This is a genomic window from Agrilactobacillus composti DSM 18527 = JCM 14202 (genome assembly GCF_001436375.1).
Lineage (GTDB): Bacteria > Bacillota > Bacilli > Lactobacillales > Lactobacillaceae > Agrilactobacillus > Agrilactobacillus composti.
Genome location: NZ_AZGA01000088.1, coordinates 313976 through 334847 on the forward strand (window position 1 = coordinate 313976; position 20872 = coordinate 334847).

The window sequence follows — 20872 nt, forward strand, 5'->3', positions numbered from 1 at the left end:
CCTATGCTTTGGCCACAATTTGCTTGGCGCGATAACGATTCGCCCAAGCAACCAGGGGATGATGTAACGCTGTATCTGGGCAAGTATCCCCCAGTTGGACCACATCCCCAAAAATCAAGTCCAGTAAATGCCAAGATCGCCCGCCACCTAAAATCATGGCTGCCGTACAACTGGCACAATACGTCACGATATAATCCGTTTTAAAATCATGGACCCGTTTGGTAGCCGCTGTTTTCGCCAAAGGCGGATTAGAAACCCCACACATCCCACCCATGCCGCAACATAAGGTATTTTTCCCAGAAAGTCGTGTTTCTTTGGTGGCATAACCAAGAATGTGGATCAAATAGCGCACCGCCTCATGAATGTCGGTACGATCTTTGGTGGGGCAAGAATCCTGAATGGAGAAAACCACTTGGCTGTCTTTAGCTTTGTTCAAATAAGCCTTAGGTAAACCTAATTCAGCCATTTTCACCCAGAGGGATTCGGTTTTAAACTGATTTTGATCCGTCATGGTCTTCAAACAACCCTGGCAAGCCACTAGGAGCTCATCGATACCAGCTTCATGGACCATATCAGTCAAACTGGCGAATTGCTTTTGAAAAGCCGCCTCTTGGCCGATCATGCGTCGAGGCTTGCCGCAACAAGCCTGAATAACGCCCAAATCCGGGTAGTAAGTCTTTAAATAAGCAATAATGTTGGCCACGTTTTTGGGGCTGGCCGAACTTAGCGAACAGCCCGCCATAAAGCCATATTTCATCGTGAATGCCTCCCACTGATACTGCTGAACAAGCGACTGGCTGATAAGCGCTGATGCAGGGTCACACTGCGCAGTTGTTTTAAAGGTAACTTCTTTTGATCACGGCAAAGATCTTGACGCATGGCCAAAAAGGCTTGCCCCAGCTCCAAGCGCAGGGGGCAAACCACGGTACAATGGCCACATAACTGACAGGAATAGGGCACGATGGTGGGTAATCCTGAGGTTAAGAATTTTTTGAAAAGTTCTTTGGGATTGGCGCAATACTGTTGTAAAAAGACACAATCTTTCATGCAACGGCCGCATTGCGTACAATTATCGGCAATGAGTTGAGCCATATTGATTGTTTTTTGTGAGTAAACCATGGCCCTACCCCCGATTCTTGCGGCCAACTAGGCCGATCAACAACAACTGCAGTAGCAAGATGACAAATATAATAGCTACAACTAAATAATAAATAGGTACCAGCTGTAACGACGCACTATACAACCAGCTCAGCCAAATCGCCGCAATGATCAATAGTAAGTAACGCTCTTTGGTGCGTTCTCGCCAAACTAAAAAGATACTCAACAGCAACATCACGATGGGTAAAACGACGAGATAACGCCCCAACCAGCTTTGGGCAAATTCTTCGGAGAAAAAAGACGTATTGCGCATGAAACCTAAGTGATTGGCATACAAGTCATTGACCACATAAATGCCATAAACCAGGCCCAACTGCAATAGATGGATGATAAGATAGATTAATTTTCGCATCATTAATCTAAGATTTTCACTTTACTTTTATCCCGGGGATCGCCAACTTGAACAGGGTATTGACTTGGATGTTTTTGATGGGCTTTATCCCAATCATACCAGCCGCCATCAAACATTTTGACATTTTTCCAGCCAGACTGTTTGGTGATGAAAAAGGCTGTGGCTGCCCGCCAACCAGTCCCGCAATAAAAGGCCACTTCTTTATCCGGTGTGATCCCCCACTTTTTCCAGTCTGCGAAAATCTTGGTCGGGTCCTTCACCGTGCCATCACTATTGGTCAAATAAGCCACATCAGCACTGGTCTTACTAGCCTTGGCATAAACGGCACCTTTAGGTTCACCTTTGTCTTTAATGTAAGAATAGCCACTGGTCTTCCCAGTAAATTCAGCCCAAGACCGAGTACTAGCCAATACTAGATCTGGATTCTTCTTTTGCGCTGCTAGTAAATCAGCAGACGTGGAAATCAAGATATCAGGACGACCGGGCACATTACCTTTAAAGTCTTTGGCAGCCTTAGGTTTCACATTCCCTTTGGCAGTGGTATATTTGGCACTTTGCCAAGCATTAAAGCCACCGTCTAAGATCTTAACTTGATCGACTCCTAACCAATAAGCCACAAAGGCCACCCGAGAAGCGGCGTTAATGTCGCTGGAATAAATGATCACTGGGGTATCCTTGGTGACACCCTTTTTCAAAAAGGCTTTTTCGCAAGTCGCCGCGGGTAAAATGTTCCAGTTATTGGCTTCGGTTTCAATTTCCATGGTATCCATATGCACGGCCCCAGGTAAATGGGCTTTCTTATATTCTTTACCGGGACCATAAGAAGCTTCGATGACAACGGTCTTTTTATTGGTCTTCAATTGGTTCTGGACCCATTTGGCACTGACAAAAAAGTCATTTTCGCCGGGTTTGTTATTTTTCACCAGGCGCTGGCTGGTGGTACTGGCCTTGGCTTGAACTTGGTTGGTATTTAAGCCAACCATTAAAATGAATGCTGCTAAAATACTCGTGATAACTGCTAAAATACGTTTGTTTTTCTTATCCACGATAAGACCCCATTTTATAATTTATAAGTTTCGACTAATTTGTGACCCAAAGTTTGCTATTATCCTTATAAGGCCATCCTTTAGCCCCATTTTGAACAATATGTAACCGTTTGGCTTTGACACCTTTATCGATCAAAATTGAAACAGTGCGTTTAGCCCCACTGCCGCCGCCGGGACAAACCACATAAATTGGATTGGCGCCCTTTTTAATTTTGGCAGCTGATTTAGTGACTAAGTTTTCCAATTGCTTGGTATCCACCGGATAAGCATGCAGACTTAAGGAATTTGGTAAATGACCCTTTTTATAATCTGCTGTGGGTTGAATATCCACCACTTGGTAAGTCTTCTTGTCTTTATTTAACAAGATTTTTTTCATCGCTTTAGGTGTGGTGTATTGCCAGGCAATATTATCATTGGCCCGATCTTTTGCCCCCACCGTTTGTGTCCCTGTACCGATAATCAAGAACGCTGCAAATAGTGCAACGAATAACCCAACTAATTTCTTTTTCATTTCGTCACTCCTCCAATAATTTTATATGCAATAGTTTGTTCACTATTTAACATTGCTACCTAAAAATTAAGTTGGAAACTAGCCCGGAGGTTCATTTCCAACTTTTGAATTGGATCGTATGCTTCTCGTGAATAACCACGGTCTCATTATATTTAGAAAGCGGTCACCATGTCAAGGAAATGTAAAAATTTTTTTGGTTAGAAAAATTATATTTTTTCTAATAAAGTTATTCTCTTATCGTCCCATAAGTTCACTTAGGAGACTGATCTACCAATTCTTGATAACGGGCGGTGCGGGCCTTCATATCCGCAATGGTTTTGGACACCATGGTATCCACTAACTGGTCGTTCTTTAAAATATTGTGCAGGGACCGATAACGGGTCTGTTGGGCCATGAAGGCTGGCATCTCACTGTATTCCGGATTCTTTTGGTCTAAGCGCATGGGACTGTGACCCTTGTCTATTCTTCTAGGATCGTAGCGATACAACTGCCAATAGCCGGCGGCAACCGCTGCTTTGGCGGAGGTGATGGCTTGGCCTAACCCCCCCTTTAAACCGTGATTAATACAAGGCGTATAGCCAATGATCAAGGATGGGCCGGGATAACTTTCAGCTTCAGCGATGGCTTTAATGGCTTGGGCTTGGTTGGCATCCAGGGCAATTTGGGCCACATAGACATTGCCATAGGTGGTGGCCATGAGACCTAGATCTTTTTTGGCGGTTCGTTTCCCGTTACCGGCAAACTTGGCCACGGCACTGGCTGGGGTAGCTTTGGACATTTGGCCCCCGGTATTGGCATACAATTCGTTATCCATGACTAAAATATTGATGTCCGCGCCACTGGCCAAAACATGGTCCACGCCACTGAAGCCAATATCATAGGCCCAGCCATCCCCGCCAACGATCCATTGGCTGACTTTAACAAACTGATCGCTGTATTTTAATAAGACCTTTAACGCTGGATCTTGTTCTTGAGTCAAGGCGGCTGTTAACGTGTCAGCTCGCTGGCGGGTATTTTCACTCTCATCTAAGTGGGTCAGCCAATCTTCCAGGGCCTTTTGCGTGACTGGCGTTCCTAACCCAGCTTTGCGTACAGCTTGAATTCGCTTGGCCAGATTTTGCCGTTTGTGGCTGTTGGCGATCATCATACCATAACCAAATTCCGCATTATCTTCGAACAGGGAATTGCTCCAGGCAGGACCTTGCCCACAACTGTTGGTGGTGTAAGGCGTGATGGGGCTGGACGCACCCCAAATGGAGGAACAGCCAGTGGTGTTGGCGATTTGTAAGTGGTCCCCATATAATTGGGTCAACAACTTCAAGTAAGCTGTCTCCCCGCAGCCAGCGCAGGCCCCAGAAAATTCCAGCAACGGCTTTTCTAATTGGGAACCCCGCACCGTGGTTTTCTTGAAGGGATTGGCCTTTTGCCGCAGGGTCATGGCAAAGGCCCAGTTTTGGGCTTGTTGTTTTTGCTGGTCATAAGGCACCATCTTTAACGCCTTTTCCCGGGCCGGGCAAGCGGCCACACAAAGCCCACAACCGGTACAGTCTTCGACAGACACTTGAATGCGATACTTCTGGCCATCTTGACCCACCATATCCCGGGTGATGAAGCCAGCGGGCGCTTCGACCATTTCAGCGTCATCCGCCACAAAAGGCCGAATGGATGCATGGGGACAAACAAAGGCGCAGGCATTACACTGGGTACAAAATTCTGGATTCCACTGGGGTACTTTTAAGGCAATGCCCCGTTTTTCATAAGCTGAAGTCCCCATGGGCAATTTGCCCGCCAGCATGCCGTTGCTCATCAAATCCTTGACGGATAAATCATCCCCAGCTTGACGGCTAATGGGTGCCACAATATTGGTCACAAAAGCGGGTACGGCTTTAGGGTCCGCCTTGGGTTGATCATTAGCTTGGGCCCAATCAGCCGGGACCGCCACTTGAACCAGGGCCTCAAAGGTGGCATCAATGGCCCGATTATTGGTGTCCACGATTTCTTGGGACTTGCGGCCATAGGCTTTTTGAACCTCGGCCTTTAACAACGGTACAAAGGCATCCCGCTGCAAAATATCTGTCACTTCAAAGAAGGCGGTGGACATGATTTGGTTGATACGCCGGCCTAAGCCAACTTTTTGGGCAATGTCGTAGGCATTGATAATATAGAATTTAATGTGATGTTGGGCTAAATAACGTTTAATGTTGTTGGGTAACAGTACCCGACACTTAGCCTCATCCCACATGGTATTTAATAGGAAAGTTCCCCCATCTTTTAAACCGGCCAACAGATCATATTGATGGATATAAGCGGGATTATGACACCCCACAAAATCCGGATGAGCCACATAATACGTGGAGGTGATGGGAACATCCCCAAAGCGTAAGTGGGAAATTGTTAGGCCCCCAGATTTTTTGGAATCATAGGCAAAATAAGCCTGGGCATATTGACCGGTGTGGTCGCCAATGATCTTGATGGCTTGTTTGTTAGCCCCCACCGTGCCATCGGAACCAAAGCCCCAAAACTTCGCTTGAAAAATCGAACTGGGGGTTAAATCTAACACGGGCCTTTGGGGCAAGGACAGTTGGGTCACGTCATCATTGATCCCAATGGTGAAGCGGGGCTTTAAATTAGCTTGAGCCAGTTGTAAATGATCATACACCGCCACGATTTGATCCGGGGTGACATTTTTAGAAGCAATACCATAACGCCCACCAATCACTACTGGCCGATTAGGATGGTTGAATAAAGCACTTTGCACATCCAACAATAAGGGTTCCCCCTCAGAGCCTGGTTCTTTGGTCCGGTCCAACACCGCCACCCGCCGTACTGTTTTTGGCAAATTAGCCAACAAATTAGCACTGGGGAAAGGTCGGTATAAATGGATATTTAAAAAGCCCACTTGCCGGCCCCGCTGATTTAAATAATCCACCGTTTGTTTGATTGTCGGTGCCACCGAGCCCATGGCAACAATCACTTCAGTGGCCTCTGGGTCGCCATAATAATTCGTTAAATCATAGTCTGTTTGTCGTAATTGGTTGATCTGCTGCATGTATTTCTGAACTATTGCGGGCATGCGGTCATAAAATTGATTCACGGTTTCTCGAGATTGGAAATAAATATCGGGATTTTGTGCGGACCCGGAAACATAGGGATGATTGGGATTCATGGCTTGGTCGCGAAAACGCTGCAGCGCATCCGTTGGGATCATGGCCTTTAAATCAGCATAATCAATCGTGGTGATTCGTTGCAATTCATGGCTGGTGCGAAAACCGTCAAAAAAGTTTAGAAAGGGTAAGCTTTTAGCTAGACTGGCCAAATGGGCCACCGCTGATAGATCCATGACTTCTTGCACACTGCTTTCGGCCAACATACAAAAACCAGTTTGCCGCGCTGCCATCACATCACTATGATCGCCGAAGATACTTAAAGCATTGGTGGCCACCGCCCGGGCGGCCACGTGGAAGACCCCGGGTAATAATTCCCCGGCAATTTTATACATATTGGGTAACATTAGTAACAATCCTTGGGAAGCCGTATAAGTGGTGGTCAACGCCCCGGTTTTTAAAGCGCCGTGGACGGCACCGGCGGCCCCTGCTTCGGACTGCATCTCCACGACCTTCACAGGATCGCCAAACACATTTTTCTTGCCGGCCGTGGCCCAAGCTGCCACCACTTCAGCCATGGTTGAACTAGGTGTAATGGGATACACGGCGGCGACTTCGGTAAAAGCGTAGGAAATATAAGCCGCAGCGGTATTGCCATCCATTGTTTTCAGTTGTGTTTCTGTCATATCGAAAACCTCCTTGGGGTTTTAAGCTGATTCACGACTACCAATCAAATCTTGCCTAAATTGCGACAAGTGCTGAGCTGCTTGCGAGTCGGTAATTTTGGTGCGTGTCATATGTAATCATCCCTTCATTAATCATGTTATTTAAAAAAAGAGCCTGAATCAGCAATAACACCTGATTCAGCCTCTAGACAGTAACGACAGTGCGGCTTTTTGGGACATCTCAATTACAAAGTAATGATTGTGTGATATTTTATCACGCCTAATTATCTTTGTGAAGCTGACATGAAAAATTTTCAGTGTTTTCAGGCCGAAATCGTTGCTTTGACGGTAAAAATAATTTTTACATGTCATATAACTTAACAAATCACATGTTTTGTGAGACTTTGCAAACGTTTTTTTAGGTGACATAAATATTTGTTATGTGTTATTATTTACATGTGATTCGGTTCACTATACTTATATTGGGAGTCTTCATTATGAAACGGCATAAAGTGTTAATTTCAGTGTTGCTCAGTACCGCTGCAATTTTTCTGCTGGCGGCTTGTGGCCAAACCAGCACCTCTAAGTCTAACGGTTCGGGGACCCAATTAGCCGCCAAACAAACGGCTACTATCGTCTCCACCAAAGAGATCACCTCGCTAGATCCCACCAATGTGATCGATGCCACCTCTACGCAAATTTTGCAAAATGTTTATGAGGGGCTCTACCGCTTAGATCAACATAACCAACCCGTGGTGGCTGGGGCCAAAGCCCTCCCCACCATCAGCCCTGATGGTTTAACCTATACCATTGATCTGCGCCAAGATGCCAAATGGTCCAATGGTGATCCCGTCACTGCTGAAGATTATGTGTATGCTTGGCAACGGGGTGTGAGTCAAAAGAATGCGGCGCAAAACTTAGCCCAATATCAAAGTGTTAAAAATGCCAAAGCCATCATTCAAGACCATCAAGATCCAACAACTTTAGGGGTCAAAGCCCTTTCTAAATATCAGTTACAGATCCAACTGGCCCAACCCACCACTTATTTCACCAAACTATTGACCACCATTAGCTTTTTCCCAGTGAACCATACTTACGCCAGCAATATCGGCAAAAATTACGGGGCAACTTCCAACAAGGCCGTTTATAACGGGCCTTACCGCTTAACGGGTTTCCGAGGCTCTGGCACCAGCGAAGACTGGACCTTGGTGAAAAACAAATCCTATTGGCAGCAAAAGACCGTTAAAATGCAACAATTGAAATTTAAGCTGATCAAAGAAACCGCCACTGGTGCAGAACTTTTTGAAGATAAGAAAGTCGGCCAAACGCCAATTACTGGTCAAATTACTAAGAACTATCAAAATAATGCAGCCTATCACAGTGCTGCTAGTTCTTCCAGTGTTTATTTAGGCTACAACTTCAACCAAGAACTATTTAAAAATGCCAAAGTTCGCCAAGCCATCGCCTTAGTCTTGAACCGCCAAGCGCTAGCCAAACATACCTTGCAAGACGGTAGTACCGCGGCCACCGGGTTAATTCCCAAGGGAATTTTCAGTGGCGATCAAGGCACTGATTTTGCCACGGCGGCTGGCAATTTGACAACCACCGATACAAAAAAAGCCACCAAATTGTGGCAAGAGGCTAAATCTGAATTAAATTTAAAAGGCACCACGGAATTTGACCTGTTGACCTTTGAAAACGAAGATGAACGTTTAGCCACCCAATACATTCAAGGTCAGGTTCAAAAATACCTGCCCGGCTTGAAGGTCAATATCAAAGTCCAACCCGTCTCTGTCTTCATGAAAAACACCACCGCTGGCAACTTCGGCATGTATCTGGTGAGCTGGGGGTCTGATTACCCTGATGCTGGCAGTCAATTGAGTTTGTTCACTTCTGATTCTGGGAACAACTGGGGCCATTACAGCAGCGCAAAATATGATGCGTTATTGAATCAGGCCAATGCCCAAACCGATGCCGCTAAACGCTGGTCCGACCAACAAGCAGCGCAAAAGGTCTTATTGTCTGATTACGGTATCAGTCCCGTCTTCTTCACCCGGGTCACCTATTTACAAAATCCCAAACTCAAGGGTGTAACTTTAAATACCCAAGAAGGTAGCTTCAATTATCAAAAAGCCTATTTGGTTAAATAATAAATCTGTTCTAGAAAAGAGGCACTCCTATGTCCACACCCCCAGATTTTAAGCATCTGGTTCAACCTTTCCAAAATTCCCCTGGTCCAAGTTTTCCAAAAGATGTGGGCCTAATTCTCGCCGGTGGTGAATCTAAACGCTTTGGCACGGATAAAGCTTTGTTTCAAGCGCCTGGGCAGCCCGCCCAAGTCGTCCAAGTGGCCGAGGCCATGGCCAGCAATGTGCGCCAAATTATCATTTCAGCCAACAATAACAACTGTAAAGCCCTATCCCAACTTTTCAAACATCAACCCCACGTGACGATCATCAAAGATCAAGCCCCCTTTGCTGGACAAGGCCCTCTAAGTGGTATCTATGCGGCCTGCGTCCATGAAAATCGGCCGGTGCAGTTCTTGATGGCGGCCACAGATTATAACCATATTGAAAGTGACCTATTGGCTCAACTGAGCACTGTGCCCAATTGTTACGCTGTGCTGGAAGACCGGGCCCATTATACCATTGCCCATTTTGAAACGGATTTAGCCCGGATCAAGGCCTTTATGGCCCAAGATGATCGGCACTTAAAGAATTTTTTGATCAATGTTTGTCACTGTAAACCCTATGAACTATCTGAAGACTATCGCCAACAGCTTACCAACCACAACGAGAGGAGTGCCAGAGATGGCTAGCAATCAACCCGATAATTTAAGACCTGAAGATTTTAGACAACTACTGCAAATCGCAAAAAATAATCAGTATGCGGCAAAACGCACGCCTGACACGGATACCAACAATACGGAACAACACATTGATGATCCGGCTAAACCCGCAAATGGAGATGACCAAATTTGATAACTTTTAATTTGACGGGGTGTGGGGGCCATGGCTAGTTTAAAAAAAGCTTGGAATCCCATGCTGGCGATTCCTATCTTAGGGGCATTATCTGCCTTTTACTTCGGCTTGACCCAAACATTTTGGGCCGTGACCGGGGAATTCACCCGCTGGGGCGCCAGTTTGATGAACTTGGTGGGCATTGATACTTCCCATTATTCTTATTTAAAACTGATCCATTACCAAGGTACCGTTTTAGACCGCGTGGATGGCATTATGATCATCGGCATGTTCTTAGGGGCTTTTGTGGCTGCTTTGATTTCCAATAACGTAAAATTACGTTGGCCCACGTCTAAAATCCGTATCGGCCAAGCTATTGGCGGCGGTATTTTAGCCGGCTTTGGGGCTAGGTTGGCCATGGGCTGTAATTTGGCCGCCTTCTTCACCGGAATTCCCCAATTTTCGTTACATGCCTGGATCTTTACTATTTTCACAGTCATTGGCACTTATTTTGGAACTAAAATTATTAAAATGCCCTTCTTCAGACCCCGGGTCAAGTTACAGAAGAAAAACAGCCACACCTTAGCAGATTTACACCAGGGGGATCACACCAGCCGTAATCGGGTCTTGTTGATTCTGGCCGGCGTAGCTATCGTGGGCTTGTTCTTTGTGGAAGCCAACAAAGCGGCTCTGCTGCCTTGGGTACTGATCTTTGGCTTAGCCTTTGGGTTCTTATTGGAAAAAGGCCAAGTATGCTTCACCTCTGCTTTTCGAGACCTGTGGACTGCCGGCCGGACGAATATGACCAAAGCCATTATCGTGGGGATGTTAGTCAGTACCATCATCACCTACTTCTTCATCCGTTCGGGTATCCCAGCTAAAATTATGTGGGCCGGGCCCAATGTGGTGATTGGCGGCTTTGTCTTTGGCATTGGTATCGTGATTGCTGGGGGCTGTGAAACTGGTTGGATGTACCGGGCCATGGAAGGCCAAGTTCACTACATGTTAGTGGGCGTGGGCAATATCATTGGCTCCATGTTACTGGTCATCAGCTGGGATGCCCTGGCACCAAAAATCGTCATGCCCTTTCCAAAAGTCAACTTGTTAACTTCTTTAGGTAATTATGGTGGTTTAGCCTTTACATATGGGGCTTTGTTGCTATCATTGTTGCTGGTGATGTGGTATGAACGGCATTTCTTCAAGAAAAATTCTGAGCCTACTAAGGAGGTCCTAGCCCATGAAAACTGATTATAATATTGATTACTTGTTAGATTTAAAGGGCGAACCTTGTCCCTTCCCAGCCATGTCCACCATTGATGCATATGATGATATGGCTGACGAAGAAGTCATTGAAGTTCTCAGTGATTGTCCCCAGTCCATCAATAGCATCCCGGTAGACGCCAAAAAGCGGGGTCACGATGTTTTGTTGGTACAACAAGATGGTCCCACTTTTCGCTATGTGATTCGCGTGCATAAATAATTACCCTGAAGCTAAAATAAGGCGCTTTGAAATGAGCTGATTCATTTCAAAGCGCCCTTTTAGGTTATTTAAAGTCCTTAAATAATTGATCAATCTGTTGATAATCGGCATCACTCAAACGCACATCCAAGGCACCCACATTACTTTTGACTTGTTCCGGTTTCCGGGCCCCAGGAATCACCACGCTAATGTCAGGGTTTGCCATATACCAGGCTAATATCACTTGGGCCACGGTAGCTGCTTGGCCATCCGCCAACGTTTTAACTTGGCCTAATGCCGTTAAAATTTCCTGGTATTGGGCCGGGGTAAATTGGTTAAACTTATCCCCGTCACCGGCGGTATACTTCCCGGTCAACAAACCAGAAGCCAGTGGGAAATAAGGCACAAACGAAATCTGATTGGCTTTTAAGTAAGGCATTAACGCCTGTTCTGCTTGGCGGTGAACCAGGCTATAATTATCTTCCACAATATCCAAGGCCCCGTCGCGATTAGCTTCTTGGACTTGATCAAAGGAGAAGTTAGAAACCCCCACGGCTCGGATTTTGCCGGCTTTTTTAGCCCTGGCCAAAGCATCCACGGCTTCGTCTTTCGGGGTGTGGTCATCGGGAAAATGAATATAAAAAATATCAATATAATCAGTCTTTAACCGTTTTAAAGCGGCATCAATGGCCTGGGTCAAAAACTGAGGATCATTATTGGCCTTTAAGTCATGGTTGGGATCTTGCGCTGCTTTGGTGGCGATCAAAACTTCATGGCGGGGATATTTTTGCAAAACTTCGCCAATGATTTCTTCAGAACGACCTAAGCCATACATAAACGCGGTATCCAGCAAAGTGATTCCTTGATCTAGCGCCGCTTTGACAACCGCGGCCCCATCTGTATCCAACAGCCCAGGAAATAGGTTGTGGCCCCCTACTTTATTGGTCCCTAACCCTAATTTGATGGTGGAAATATCGGTCTTACCAATCTTAACTGTTTCTGTCACATTATCAGCTCCTTCTGACTTATTGTAAGTAATTCTAACACAAAATTATGCCATTTTAGACACCAAATCAAGAATAAAATACGTCGTTTTTTATATTTTGATTTTCGATTTGTTTCAATCTGTCTTTAATATTAGGTAATTTTTTCGCAGCATCTCTTACCAACAAGTTAATCAATAATATTGGTGTACTGTATACATCAAAAACTGAGGACGTCGTAATCGGTGTGATAACCGGGTTATCGGCTAATTGCATTAAAGGCGATAATCGACTGTCCGTTATTCCGCTAATGGCGTAGCCAGCTTCATGTAAACTTTTTAATTTATTCACCATTATTTTTGAGTAGCGGGGTAATAAAATCGTCAAAATTGTGACACCTTTTGTTGAATTTAATTCAAGATTGTCCCATGAAGCTGTTCCTGGACGAACTTGGTAAATATTGGGTCGTAATTTATCTAGAATATAATACATATACGGCATTAACGTTTCTGACATCCTGTCTGAAATTAAAACAAGCTTATCGCTATTAGTAATCACATTAACCAATGATTGATAAGCATCTTGTTGAATAACCTCTTGTAACTCTTGGATATTATCAATTTCTTGTCCAAGTATATTTGAATTGCTGTCTTTATTATCGCGATCCAAAACTTTCAAGCGGCGCGGCATAGTCATCTCCGTACTAACAACTTTTTGGAGATACCGCAAAAAATCGTTATAGCCTTTATATCCCATCTGAATGCAAAATCTAGAGATACTGCCCTGACTGACGCCCACGACTTTACTTAATTCTATCGCTGTTAAAAAAACAATTTCATTGTAGTTTTTCTCAATATATCTGGCAATTTTCTCATATGTTCCTGATTCCGTCGCAACCTTTGAAAGCCTATTGACTAATACCTCAATATTAGGGATGTCCTTGCCTGCTTGATTTAACATCTAAATCACCCTTCTGATTAAGCTCAACTTTTAATAGTTTGAATACATGCTGCCCAAGTACTTCAACCGTCGTTGGCTCCTGTGCATCTGAAATGGCCACAAAATCACCTGCAATCATTTGAACAGCACCCTTTGAATTTTGAATCTTTAACTCTAAGTTACCATATACAAGATAAAACACCACCATTGTTGTACGGAAACTTATTTTTGAATTTGTTTCAATAACAGTCAAGTGTTGCTGCCAGCGCGGAGAAGTCATCACATTGAAGTCCGTCGTACAACCATGTGCTCGAACTGCCTCAGAACCGGCAAACTGGACTTGTTGAAATGGGTTCACTCTTTTAACAGCGTTATCAAAAATTAAGGTAATCGGGTCTGTCAAGGGTATCAAAGTTCGTCGATAGCCCGTCAAATCAGAAAAGGTAGATTCTGCCAGCTCAATAGTTGCAGATGAAATCCTAATTTCAAAGTTCCGCTTTGAATATGAAGTAAGTTCAGGAAATAAAAAAAGCTCTGTGGTTTTACCGCCAGTCCATTCGCTAACCTCATATGAATCTGAACTTAAATGCTCAACATTCATGTACGCTCATCCCTTCATAAATCTTGTAATGTGCAAAACAAAGTGGTTGAGTCCAAGTGAATCCTCTGGCCCAACCACTCATCTGTTCTCTACATAACTTTCATACTTTCGGTCCGAATCAAATTACTGGCTTGACGTTTATATTCTAAGAACTTCTCAGTTAGCCGGGTATTATAGTCCCTTTGTTTACCAAGATCCACATCAATTATATCCTTTATTTTACCAGGTCTGGCGGACATGACCACTACGCGATTAGCCAGCAAAATTGCTTCTTCAATGTCATGGGTAACCATTACAATCGTTTTTGGAGAAGTTTGCCAAACTTTCAATAAAAGCTCTTGCATCACTTCACGTGTTTGCATGTCTAAAGCGCCAAAGGGTTCATCTAACAATAATACGTCTGGATTATTTGCTAAACCTCTGGCTAAGGCAGTGCGCTGCTGCATGCCACCCGATAGGTTCTTCGGATACAAATCTTCAAATCCCTTAAGACCAACCAGATCAATATATTGTTTAGCTATTTCAATACGTTTGGTTTTATTCACACCTTTTTCTTTTAAACCAAACTCTACATTTTTCTGAATGGTCATCCAAGGAAATAGACTATACTGTTGAAAAACCATCCCCCGATCAGGCCCAGGTCCAGTAACTTGACTGCCATGACACATAACATGGCCTTCTGAAGCTGTTTCCAGACCACCAATAATTCTTAATAAAGTCGATTTTCCGCAACCGGATGTTCCTAAAATGGTGACAAATTCTTTATCCTCAATCGCTAAATCGATACTGTTAAGTGCCTGAACTGATCCCTTTTTTGTTGTGAATCGCTTAGAAACGCCTTGAACTTTGATACTTTCCATAATATATCACCTACCGCTCATTTGTGCTCCAAGGAAATAGTCGTTTGTTTAGCATAATCAAGACACTGTCACAAATCAAACCGATTAGTCCTAGGATTAAAATACCAACAAAGATACTATCCACTTTCATAGTTCGCTGTGCTTGTAAAATCGTATAACCAATCCCAGAAGACGCCCCCACCATTTCGGCAACAATCACATATGTCCAGGCCCATCCTAGAACAATTCGAATGGTATTCATAATATCTGGAATGCTTTTTGGCAGAATAACTTTCCAAAGTACATTAATTGGTGTTGTGCCTAAAGTATAAGAAACCTCAATTAATGAAGATTCAACATTTCGAATATTATTAGCAATCATCAAGATAAGTTGCGGCAAGCTACCTAAAATAATGATAGCTATTTTTTCTTTTTCACCAATTCCGATCCAAAAAATAAAGAGTGGAATAAAAGCAGATGCTGGCATGTAGCGCACAAATGAGAATACTGGCTCAAAAAATGCTGCAACCGGCGCATAGGCACCAACAAAGATACCTATAGGCAAAGCAACAAGCAAAGCAACTGCAAAACCAAGCATAACTCGCATGACAGTCACACCAATATCTGTCCAAAATCCGGAAGTCATCATCCGCACCGCTTCTTGAAGAGTTGCGCTAGGGGATGGTGCAAACAAGGGATCAACAATACCGGTGTATGTAACTACTGACCAAGCTAATATCAAAAATACGAATGCCAGAACACCCATCAAAAATGCACTTCTTTTGGAAATACTTTTTTGAGGAACAAACTGACGTTGTACTTTTTTCAAAATGGAAACTGTTTTCACTTGAGGGGCTGCTTTTTCTTCACTTAACTGAGATGCTTCGATGGTACCAATTTTTATTTTCTGGTTCTCCATTCGTATCAACCACCTTTCCACGCTTCATAACTCGCACAACATCATTCATGCCGGTATGATAGACCATGTACCGATAATCAGGAACATTTAAAAATACAATATCTGCAAGCTTGCCAACTTCTAACGATCCAATAGAATCCGCCCGATCTATGGCTGCAGCGGCATTTATTGTCAATGCTGTTAGAATCTCAGCTGGTGTCATTTTCATTGTCACACTGGCTAAAGCAATCATTAGGGGCACTGAACAGGTATACGCACTGCCTGGATTATAATCAGAGGCTAATGAGACTGCACAACCCGAATCAATCATTTGCCGAGCCGGCGCAAACTCTTCCTGCAAACAAAAAGCAGTACATGGCAATAACGTTGCTATTGTGCGACTGCGATTTGCTAAATCTCGAATCTCGGCTGATGTTATTCGCAACAAATGATCGGCCGATGTGGCATTTAGCTTAGCTGCAAGTGTGGCACCGCCAAGGTTTGCTATTTCGTCAGCATGAATTTTTATCTTAAATCCATAATCTATCGCAGCAGATAACAACCGCTCAGCTTGCTTTAACGTGAAAACACCTTGATCACAAAAGACATCTACATATTCAGCCAGATGTGTAGCGGCAATTTTTGGTAGCATAGTATTGATAATCCAATTAATATAGCCATCCCCATCACCACTAAATTCAAGGGGAATGGCATGTGCTCCAAGAAACGTCGCTACAACATCCATATCTAAATCTTGATTTAATTGTTGTATTAACGTTAGTTCTTCAAGCTCTGTTCGTTCATCTAAGCCATAGCCACTTTTAATTTCGGCCGTTGTTACTCCAAAACGTAGCATTTCTGATAATCTTCGCTTGCTTTCATTTAACAGTAGGCCAGGATCGGCTAATCTAGTTGCACGTACTGTATTTTGTATGCCACCACCCGCAGCCATTATTGCCATATAAGTGGCCCCTGATAGTCGCTGACAAAATTCATCTAAACGCTCTCCTGCAAACATTAAGTGAGTATGCGAATCAATTAATCCTGGTATTAGGGTCTGACCGGAAGCGTCTATGACATAAATTTCAGATTGATTTTCGCTTTCGTGTAAATACTGTTGAACAGACGCGCTTGGCCCAATTTGTTGAATGACCCCATCTTCAATATAAATACTGCCAGTCTCTATCAGTCGTAGCCCATTCATTTGCTTGCCGCGTTTTGCACAAGTTCCAATTGGCGTAGCAATTTGTGCTGCATTTTCAATGAGTACTCTATTCATACCCATCACACCTCCTTGGGATAGCTTGCTCTAACTGCTTCACCAATAACTTGTTCGTTTGCGACGAAGGGTTCTGTGATATGGGCCTTACCTGCATATTTATTGTTAAAATCTTGCGTTACTAATACGGCATTCTTATTACGCGCCCAATTGCGCCGGGCAACGCCACCCATAACATCCCAAAGAATGCTGCTTTGAATGATCGCATCAACTCGTTGACTACCATCAAGAACCAAGCCAAAGCCACCGTTGATTGCTTTACCAATGCCAACACCACCACCATTATGCAATGTCACTAAGCTCATACCCCGTGCAGCATTACCAGCAAAACACTGAACAGCCATATCGGCCATCACATTACTACCATCCGTAATATTAGAAGTTTCGCGAAAAGGTGAATCCGTCCCACTAACATCATGATGATCTCGACCAATCATCACTGGACCAATAACCTGTTCCCGCACTAATTTGTTAAAGGCCAGTGCAATATCAATTCTACCCTGAGCATCTTGATATAGTATCCGTGCTTGAGTTCCGACAACTAAATTATGTTTTTCGGCATCCCGAATCCAATTATAATTATCACGGTCTTGATAGCGTCGTTTGGGATCAATGCAAGCCATAGCAGCTAAATCGGTTTGATGTAAATCGGAAGCTTTTCCAGATAAGCAAACCCAACGAAATGGGCCATAACCATAATCAAAGAGCTGTGGCCCCATGATATCTTGAACGTAAGATGGAAAAATAAAACCATCCTTGTCATCAATCCCATTTTTAGAAACTACTTTGACCCCAGCATCATAAACTGCCTTTAAAAAAGAATTCCCATAATCAAAGAAATAAGTATGTGCCGCATGCAGTTGTTGAATCAATTGGAAATGTTTTTTCAACGTTTGATCCACCATCTGATGAAAAGTCTGCCGATCTGTTTTTAATAGTTCCGTTCGTTGTTCAAATGTTAATCCTTGGGGACAATATCCGCCTTCGTAAGCAGCGTGGCAAGATGTTTGATCGGATAATAAATCAACGTGAATATGATGCTCGACAACATATTCTAGTAAATCCACAATATTACCAATATAAGCAATTGATAAATTATCGCCATTGGTTATGGCAGTTTTGACTCTTTGAAAAATCTTATCAGGATCAGCCAAAGCAATGTCTACCCAACCTTGATCTAGCCGAGTCTGAATTCTAGAAGGATCCACTTCAGCAATAACAGATACGGCACCAGCAATTTGGGCTGCTTTGGGTTGGGCACCGCTCATTCCCCCAAGCCCTGAACTAATGAATAATTTACCTGATAGATCACCATCTATTGGCACGCCTAACTTTAACCGGCCTGCATTCAATAATGTATTGTAGGTACCATGGACAATCCCCTGTGGTCCAATATACATCCAGCCTCCAGCTGTCATTTGACCATAATTTGCGACCCCCATTTCTTCTGCTATCTCCCAGTCCGCCTGGTTATCAAATTCACCAACCATTAAACCATTCGTAATGATTACCCGTGGTGCACCAGGATTTGAAGGGAATAAACCTAACGGATGACCGGATTCCAATACCAATGTCTGTGAATCAGTCAGTGCTTCTAAATATTTTTTGATCAATCTATATTGCATCCAGTTTTGACATACACTACCAGTTTCGCCATAAGTCACTAATTCATAGGGATATAACGCAACTTCAAAATCTAGATTGTTATCTATCATCACTTGAAAAGCTTTGCCATCCGTACAATTGCCAGCATAATCTGTTAAAGCATGGCCATAGATACGCCCAGCCGGCCGAAAGCGATAACCATAGATTCGCCCCCGGGTATAAAGCTCATCAAGAAATTCTGGAATCAACTGCTCATGATATTTTCCAGGAATATACCGCAGTGCATTTTTTAGAGCAACCTCCGTTTGTTTCTCGGTCAACCTGAACCCTCTGGAAGGGGCCCGACGAATACCCGCTTCAAACTTGGGGTATTCTGGTAAAGGTTCATCTAATACAAATCTAATTGTGCTTGTATCCATGAAATCGCACTCCTTAAATGAAAAATTAAATTATTTGATTGAATTAACAAATTCCGGATTGATTGCTGTATTTATATCTGCCTTTTTATCTGATATTTTGGTTGAATACCATAAATTTGACGCCAACTCAGCTGTTTTGTAGATCTGCCCTTGCTTTGCTGCAGTTCCGAAGAACTTTTTATTGCCATTTTTGTCATATAATTTAATCTGTTGCGTCATTTGAACCTTTAACTCGGCGGGGGTATTACCTGCAACCTTGCTCATAATCTTATAAGCATCACTTGGATTAGATTTAATATAGGCAAGTGCCTTATACCAACCTTTAATGATTCCTTTCACTTCTTTAGGATGTTTCTTAATATAGTTTGAGCTTAACCCCAGTGTGTCAACGATTATCCCAGGAGAAGCCTTACTAGACATAACCACATGTCCATTCTTGGTTTTCTCTGCCTTGTCTAGCCAAGGTTGCCAAGTCATAGCAGCGTCAACTTTTCCAGACACGAAGGCACTGCCGGCATTGCCTGAGTCCATAGATTGAACCGTCATATCCTTTAATTTCATATGATTCTTTTGCAACATGTAATTAAACCAAAAATAGCTAGCCCCACCGGTTGTGTCCAAAGCAACACTTTTACCCTTTAGATCTTTGAAGCTCTTAATATCTTTCTTACCAATCAAACCATCTGCGCCATCAGATGTATCTAATGCTAAGATGTTCTGGATATTGACACCACTGGCTGAACTTAATATGTTCGTATCCAGAGAGGTGGCAATGCCTTGGATCTTCCCAGAAGCTAATGCGCTCTTACTATCGGCCTTGCTTTCAATGTCACTGATTTCTACATTGACGCCATAATCTTTGAAAAAGCCTTTCTTCTCTGCAAGATCCAAAGGATAAAAGCCAATCCATGAGGAATGAGCAATTTTAACCGTAGGCGTAGCTGCCTGAACTGACTGACTTGGCACCAATAGTAATGTTACTAAAATCCCTAAGATTACTCCCCAAAAGGATTTATTTATAAGCTGATTCTTTTTATCACACTTCATGGCCATTCCTCCATCAATTCCATTGTTGTTCACATATTAATAACATCTTCTGGTACTATGCCCTTGTACATAGACAAAGCATTTTCAGTTGCACGACGTTTCAACTCACCGATTGATTCTTCTGAAACATAAGAAATATGTGGTGTTACAATAATATTTTCAGTATGGTAAATTGGATCCTCAAATTGGGGTGGCTCGTTGGTAACAACATCTAGGACTGCGCCTCGAATCTCATGGCATTTGACAGCTTCAATCAAGGCTCGCTCGTCGACGACCAATCCCCTAGAAGTATTAATTAAAACACTACTAGGCCGCATCAGCGCTAATTTTGACATGTCAATTAAATGCGTTGTTGAGGGCATCAGATTGCAGTGTATACTCACATAATCTGCTTGTTGCAATCCTGTTTCTAAGTCCACACTTTCAATCATTGTCCCGGCTGTATTAGCTTTAGTTAATTGAGGGTCACTGCAAAGAACCCGCATGCCCAAAGTACATGCCTTGGCTGCAACGCGTCGACCAATCCTGCCGAATCCAACAATCAATAGCGTCTGATCTTGAATTCGTTTTTGCATCGTTGTTACCGCGGGTAGCCCCCAGGGATGTTCTTTAATTTTTGAATAATATGAAATCAAGGGCTTATTAAAATACAGCATGGATGTTAATACATAATCAGCAATATCATCAACACAATAACCCTTGACAATTGTCACAGGAATATCACAACGTTTAGCGGCTGCAATATCAATGCGGTCATAACCTCCGCCGAATAACGCAATACCCCTACAAAACTTAAGTTGCTCAATAACCTCTCCAGGTATCTCCGCATAGACTTGCGCTAAGATTAGGTCAGCTTGACGACCAAAACTTTTCAAATCTTGCGCATAGTCGTAGGTCGAATATTTGATCATGGCGTCAGGAAAATAACTCAGGATTATTTTCTCTTCAATGTCATAGTTTGCCCATTCTTCATCAATAATCCATATCAGCGGTCTTGTCATCACTAC

Annotated in this window: 20 protein-coding genes; 5 read left to right on the forward strand and 15 right to left on the reverse strand. The window is 43.4% G+C overall.

What is annotated here, in order from left to right:
- Position 1: 1 nt before the first annotated feature.
- From FC83_RS16605 to nifJ, 6 genes are all read right to left on the reverse strand, one after another.
- Positions 2 to 757, reverse strand: a complete 756-nt coding sequence (locus FC83_RS16605) for a heterodisulfide reductase-related iron-sulfur binding cluster (RefSeq protein WP_035450582.1) — start codon at positions 755 to 757, stop codon at positions 2 to 4.
- A complete protein-coding gene (locus FC83_RS16610; RefSeq protein WP_035450581.1) occupies positions 754 to 1119 on the reverse strand; it encodes a 4Fe-4S dicluster domain-containing protein in 366 nt (121 codons plus the stop codon). The genes FC83_RS16605 and FC83_RS16610 overlap by 4 nt, the downstream gene beginning before the upstream one ends.
- A gap of 4 nt (positions 1120 to 1123) precedes the next feature.
- Positions 1124 to 1513 carry a hypothetical protein gene (locus FC83_RS16615; RefSeq protein ID WP_081762946.1) on the reverse strand — a complete coding sequence of 130 codons (390 nt, stop codon included), beginning with the start codon at positions 1511 to 1513 and terminating at the stop codon, positions 1124 to 1126.
- Positions 1513 to 2493, reverse strand: a complete 981-nt coding sequence (locus FC83_RS16620) for a sulfurtransferase (protein WP_057003069.1) — start codon at positions 2491 to 2493, stop codon at positions 1513 to 1515. Before FC83_RS16620 ends, FC83_RS16615 begins: the two co-directional genes overlap by 1 nt.
- 97 nt (positions 2494 to 2590) lie before the next feature.
- Entirely contained in the window at positions 2591 to 3067 is a 477-nt protein-coding gene (locus tag FC83_RS16625; protein ID WP_035450580.1) for a rhodanese-like domain-containing protein, read from the reverse strand.
- 250 nt (positions 3068 to 3317) lie between these two features.
- Positions 3318 to 6857 (reverse strand): pyruvate:ferredoxin (flavodoxin) oxidoreductase, encoded by a 3540-nt coding sequence (gene nifJ, locus FC83_RS16630; RefSeq protein WP_035450579.1) that lies wholly within the window; start codon positions 6855 to 6857, stop codon positions 3318 to 3320.
- Positions 6858 to 7333: 476 nt separating this feature from the next.
- Here nifJ and FC83_RS16635 point away from each other — a divergent pair, with 476 nt between their 5' ends.
- Genes FC83_RS16635 through yedF form a run of 5 tightly spaced genes read left to right on the forward strand, consistent with a single transcriptional unit; the run spans position 7334 to position 11276 of the window.
- Positions 7334 to 8986, forward strand: coding sequence for a peptide ABC transporter substrate-binding protein (locus FC83_RS16635; RefSeq protein ID WP_035450578.1), 1653 nt, complete (start codon positions 7334 to 7336; stop codon positions 8984 to 8986).
- Between the two features lie 29 nt (positions 8987 to 9015).
- Positions 9016 to 9654 (forward strand): molybdenum cofactor guanylyltransferase, encoded by a 639-nt coding sequence (locus tag FC83_RS16640; protein WP_057003049.1) that lies wholly within the window; start codon positions 9016 to 9018, stop codon positions 9652 to 9654.
- Entirely contained in the window at positions 9647 to 9817 is a 171-nt protein-coding gene (locus tag FC83_RS17145; RefSeq protein WP_156405617.1) for a hypothetical protein, read from the forward strand. Before FC83_RS16640 ends, FC83_RS17145 begins: the two co-directional genes overlap by 8 nt.
- 30 nt (positions 9818 to 9847) lie before the next feature.
- Positions 9848 to 11044 (forward strand): selenium metabolism membrane protein YedE/FdhT, encoded by a 1197-nt coding sequence (gene yedE, locus FC83_RS16645; protein ID WP_057003050.1) that lies wholly within the window; start codon positions 9848 to 9850, stop codon positions 11042 to 11044.
- Positions 11034 to 11276, forward strand: coding sequence for a sulfurtransferase-like selenium metabolism protein YedF (yedF, locus tag FC83_RS16650; RefSeq protein ID WP_035450577.1), 243 nt, complete (start codon positions 11034 to 11036; stop codon positions 11274 to 11276). Before yedE ends, yedF begins: the two co-directional genes overlap by 11 nt.
- Before the next feature lie 64 nt (positions 11277 to 11340).
- Here the strand turns inward: yedF and FC83_RS16655 are convergent, their stop codons facing one another.
- The 9 genes from FC83_RS16655 to FC83_RS16695 form a co-directional block, all read right to left on the reverse strand.
- Positions 11341 to 12261, reverse strand: a complete 921-nt coding sequence (locus FC83_RS16655) for an aldo/keto reductase (RefSeq protein ID WP_035450576.1) — start codon at positions 12259 to 12261, stop codon at positions 11341 to 11343.
- A gap of 67 nt (positions 12262 to 12328) precedes the next feature.
- Positions 12329 to 13198 (reverse strand): MurR/RpiR family transcriptional regulator, encoded by an 870-nt coding sequence (locus FC83_RS16660; protein ID WP_035450575.1) that lies wholly within the window; start codon positions 13196 to 13198, stop codon positions 12329 to 12331.
- Positions 13167 to 13778: a HutD/Ves family protein gene (locus tag FC83_RS16665; protein ID WP_052004404.1), complete on the reverse strand. Its 612-nt coding sequence runs from the start codon at positions 13776 to 13778 to the stop codon at positions 13167 to 13169. Before FC83_RS16665 ends, FC83_RS16660 begins: the two co-directional genes overlap by 32 nt.
- Before the next feature lie 89 nt (positions 13779 to 13867).
- Positions 13868 to 14638 (reverse strand): ABC transporter ATP-binding protein, encoded by a 771-nt coding sequence (locus FC83_RS16670; RefSeq protein ID WP_035450574.1) that lies wholly within the window; start codon positions 14636 to 14638, stop codon positions 13868 to 13870.
- Between the two features lie 10 nt (positions 14639 to 14648).
- Positions 14649 to 15536, reverse strand: a complete 888-nt coding sequence (locus tag FC83_RS16675; RefSeq protein WP_052004403.1) for an ABC transporter permease — start codon at positions 15534 to 15536, stop codon at positions 14649 to 14651.
- Positions 15484 to 16794 (reverse strand): imidazolonepropionase, encoded by a 1311-nt coding sequence (gene hutI / locus FC83_RS16680; protein WP_052004428.1) that lies wholly within the window; start codon positions 16792 to 16794, stop codon positions 15484 to 15486. Before hutI ends, FC83_RS16675 begins: the two co-directional genes overlap by 53 nt.
- 5 nt (positions 16795 to 16799) lie before the next feature.
- Complete coding sequence (locus FC83_RS16685; RefSeq protein WP_057003051.1) at positions 16800 to 18818, reverse strand: urocanate hydratase; 2019 nt, start codon at positions 18816 to 18818, stop codon at positions 16800 to 16802.
- Between the two features lie 30 nt (positions 18819 to 18848).
- Positions 18849 to 19865, reverse strand: coding sequence for an ABC transporter substrate-binding protein (locus FC83_RS16690; protein ID WP_057003052.1), 1017 nt, complete (start codon positions 19863 to 19865; stop codon positions 18849 to 18851).
- A gap of 29 nt (positions 19866 to 19894) precedes the next feature.
- Positions 19895 to 20866 carry a C-terminal binding protein gene (locus tag FC83_RS16695; RefSeq protein ID WP_035450573.1) on the reverse strand — a complete coding sequence of 324 codons (972 nt, stop codon included), beginning with the start codon at positions 20864 to 20866 and terminating at the stop codon, positions 19895 to 19897.
- Positions 20867 to 20872: the final 6 nt, after the last annotated feature.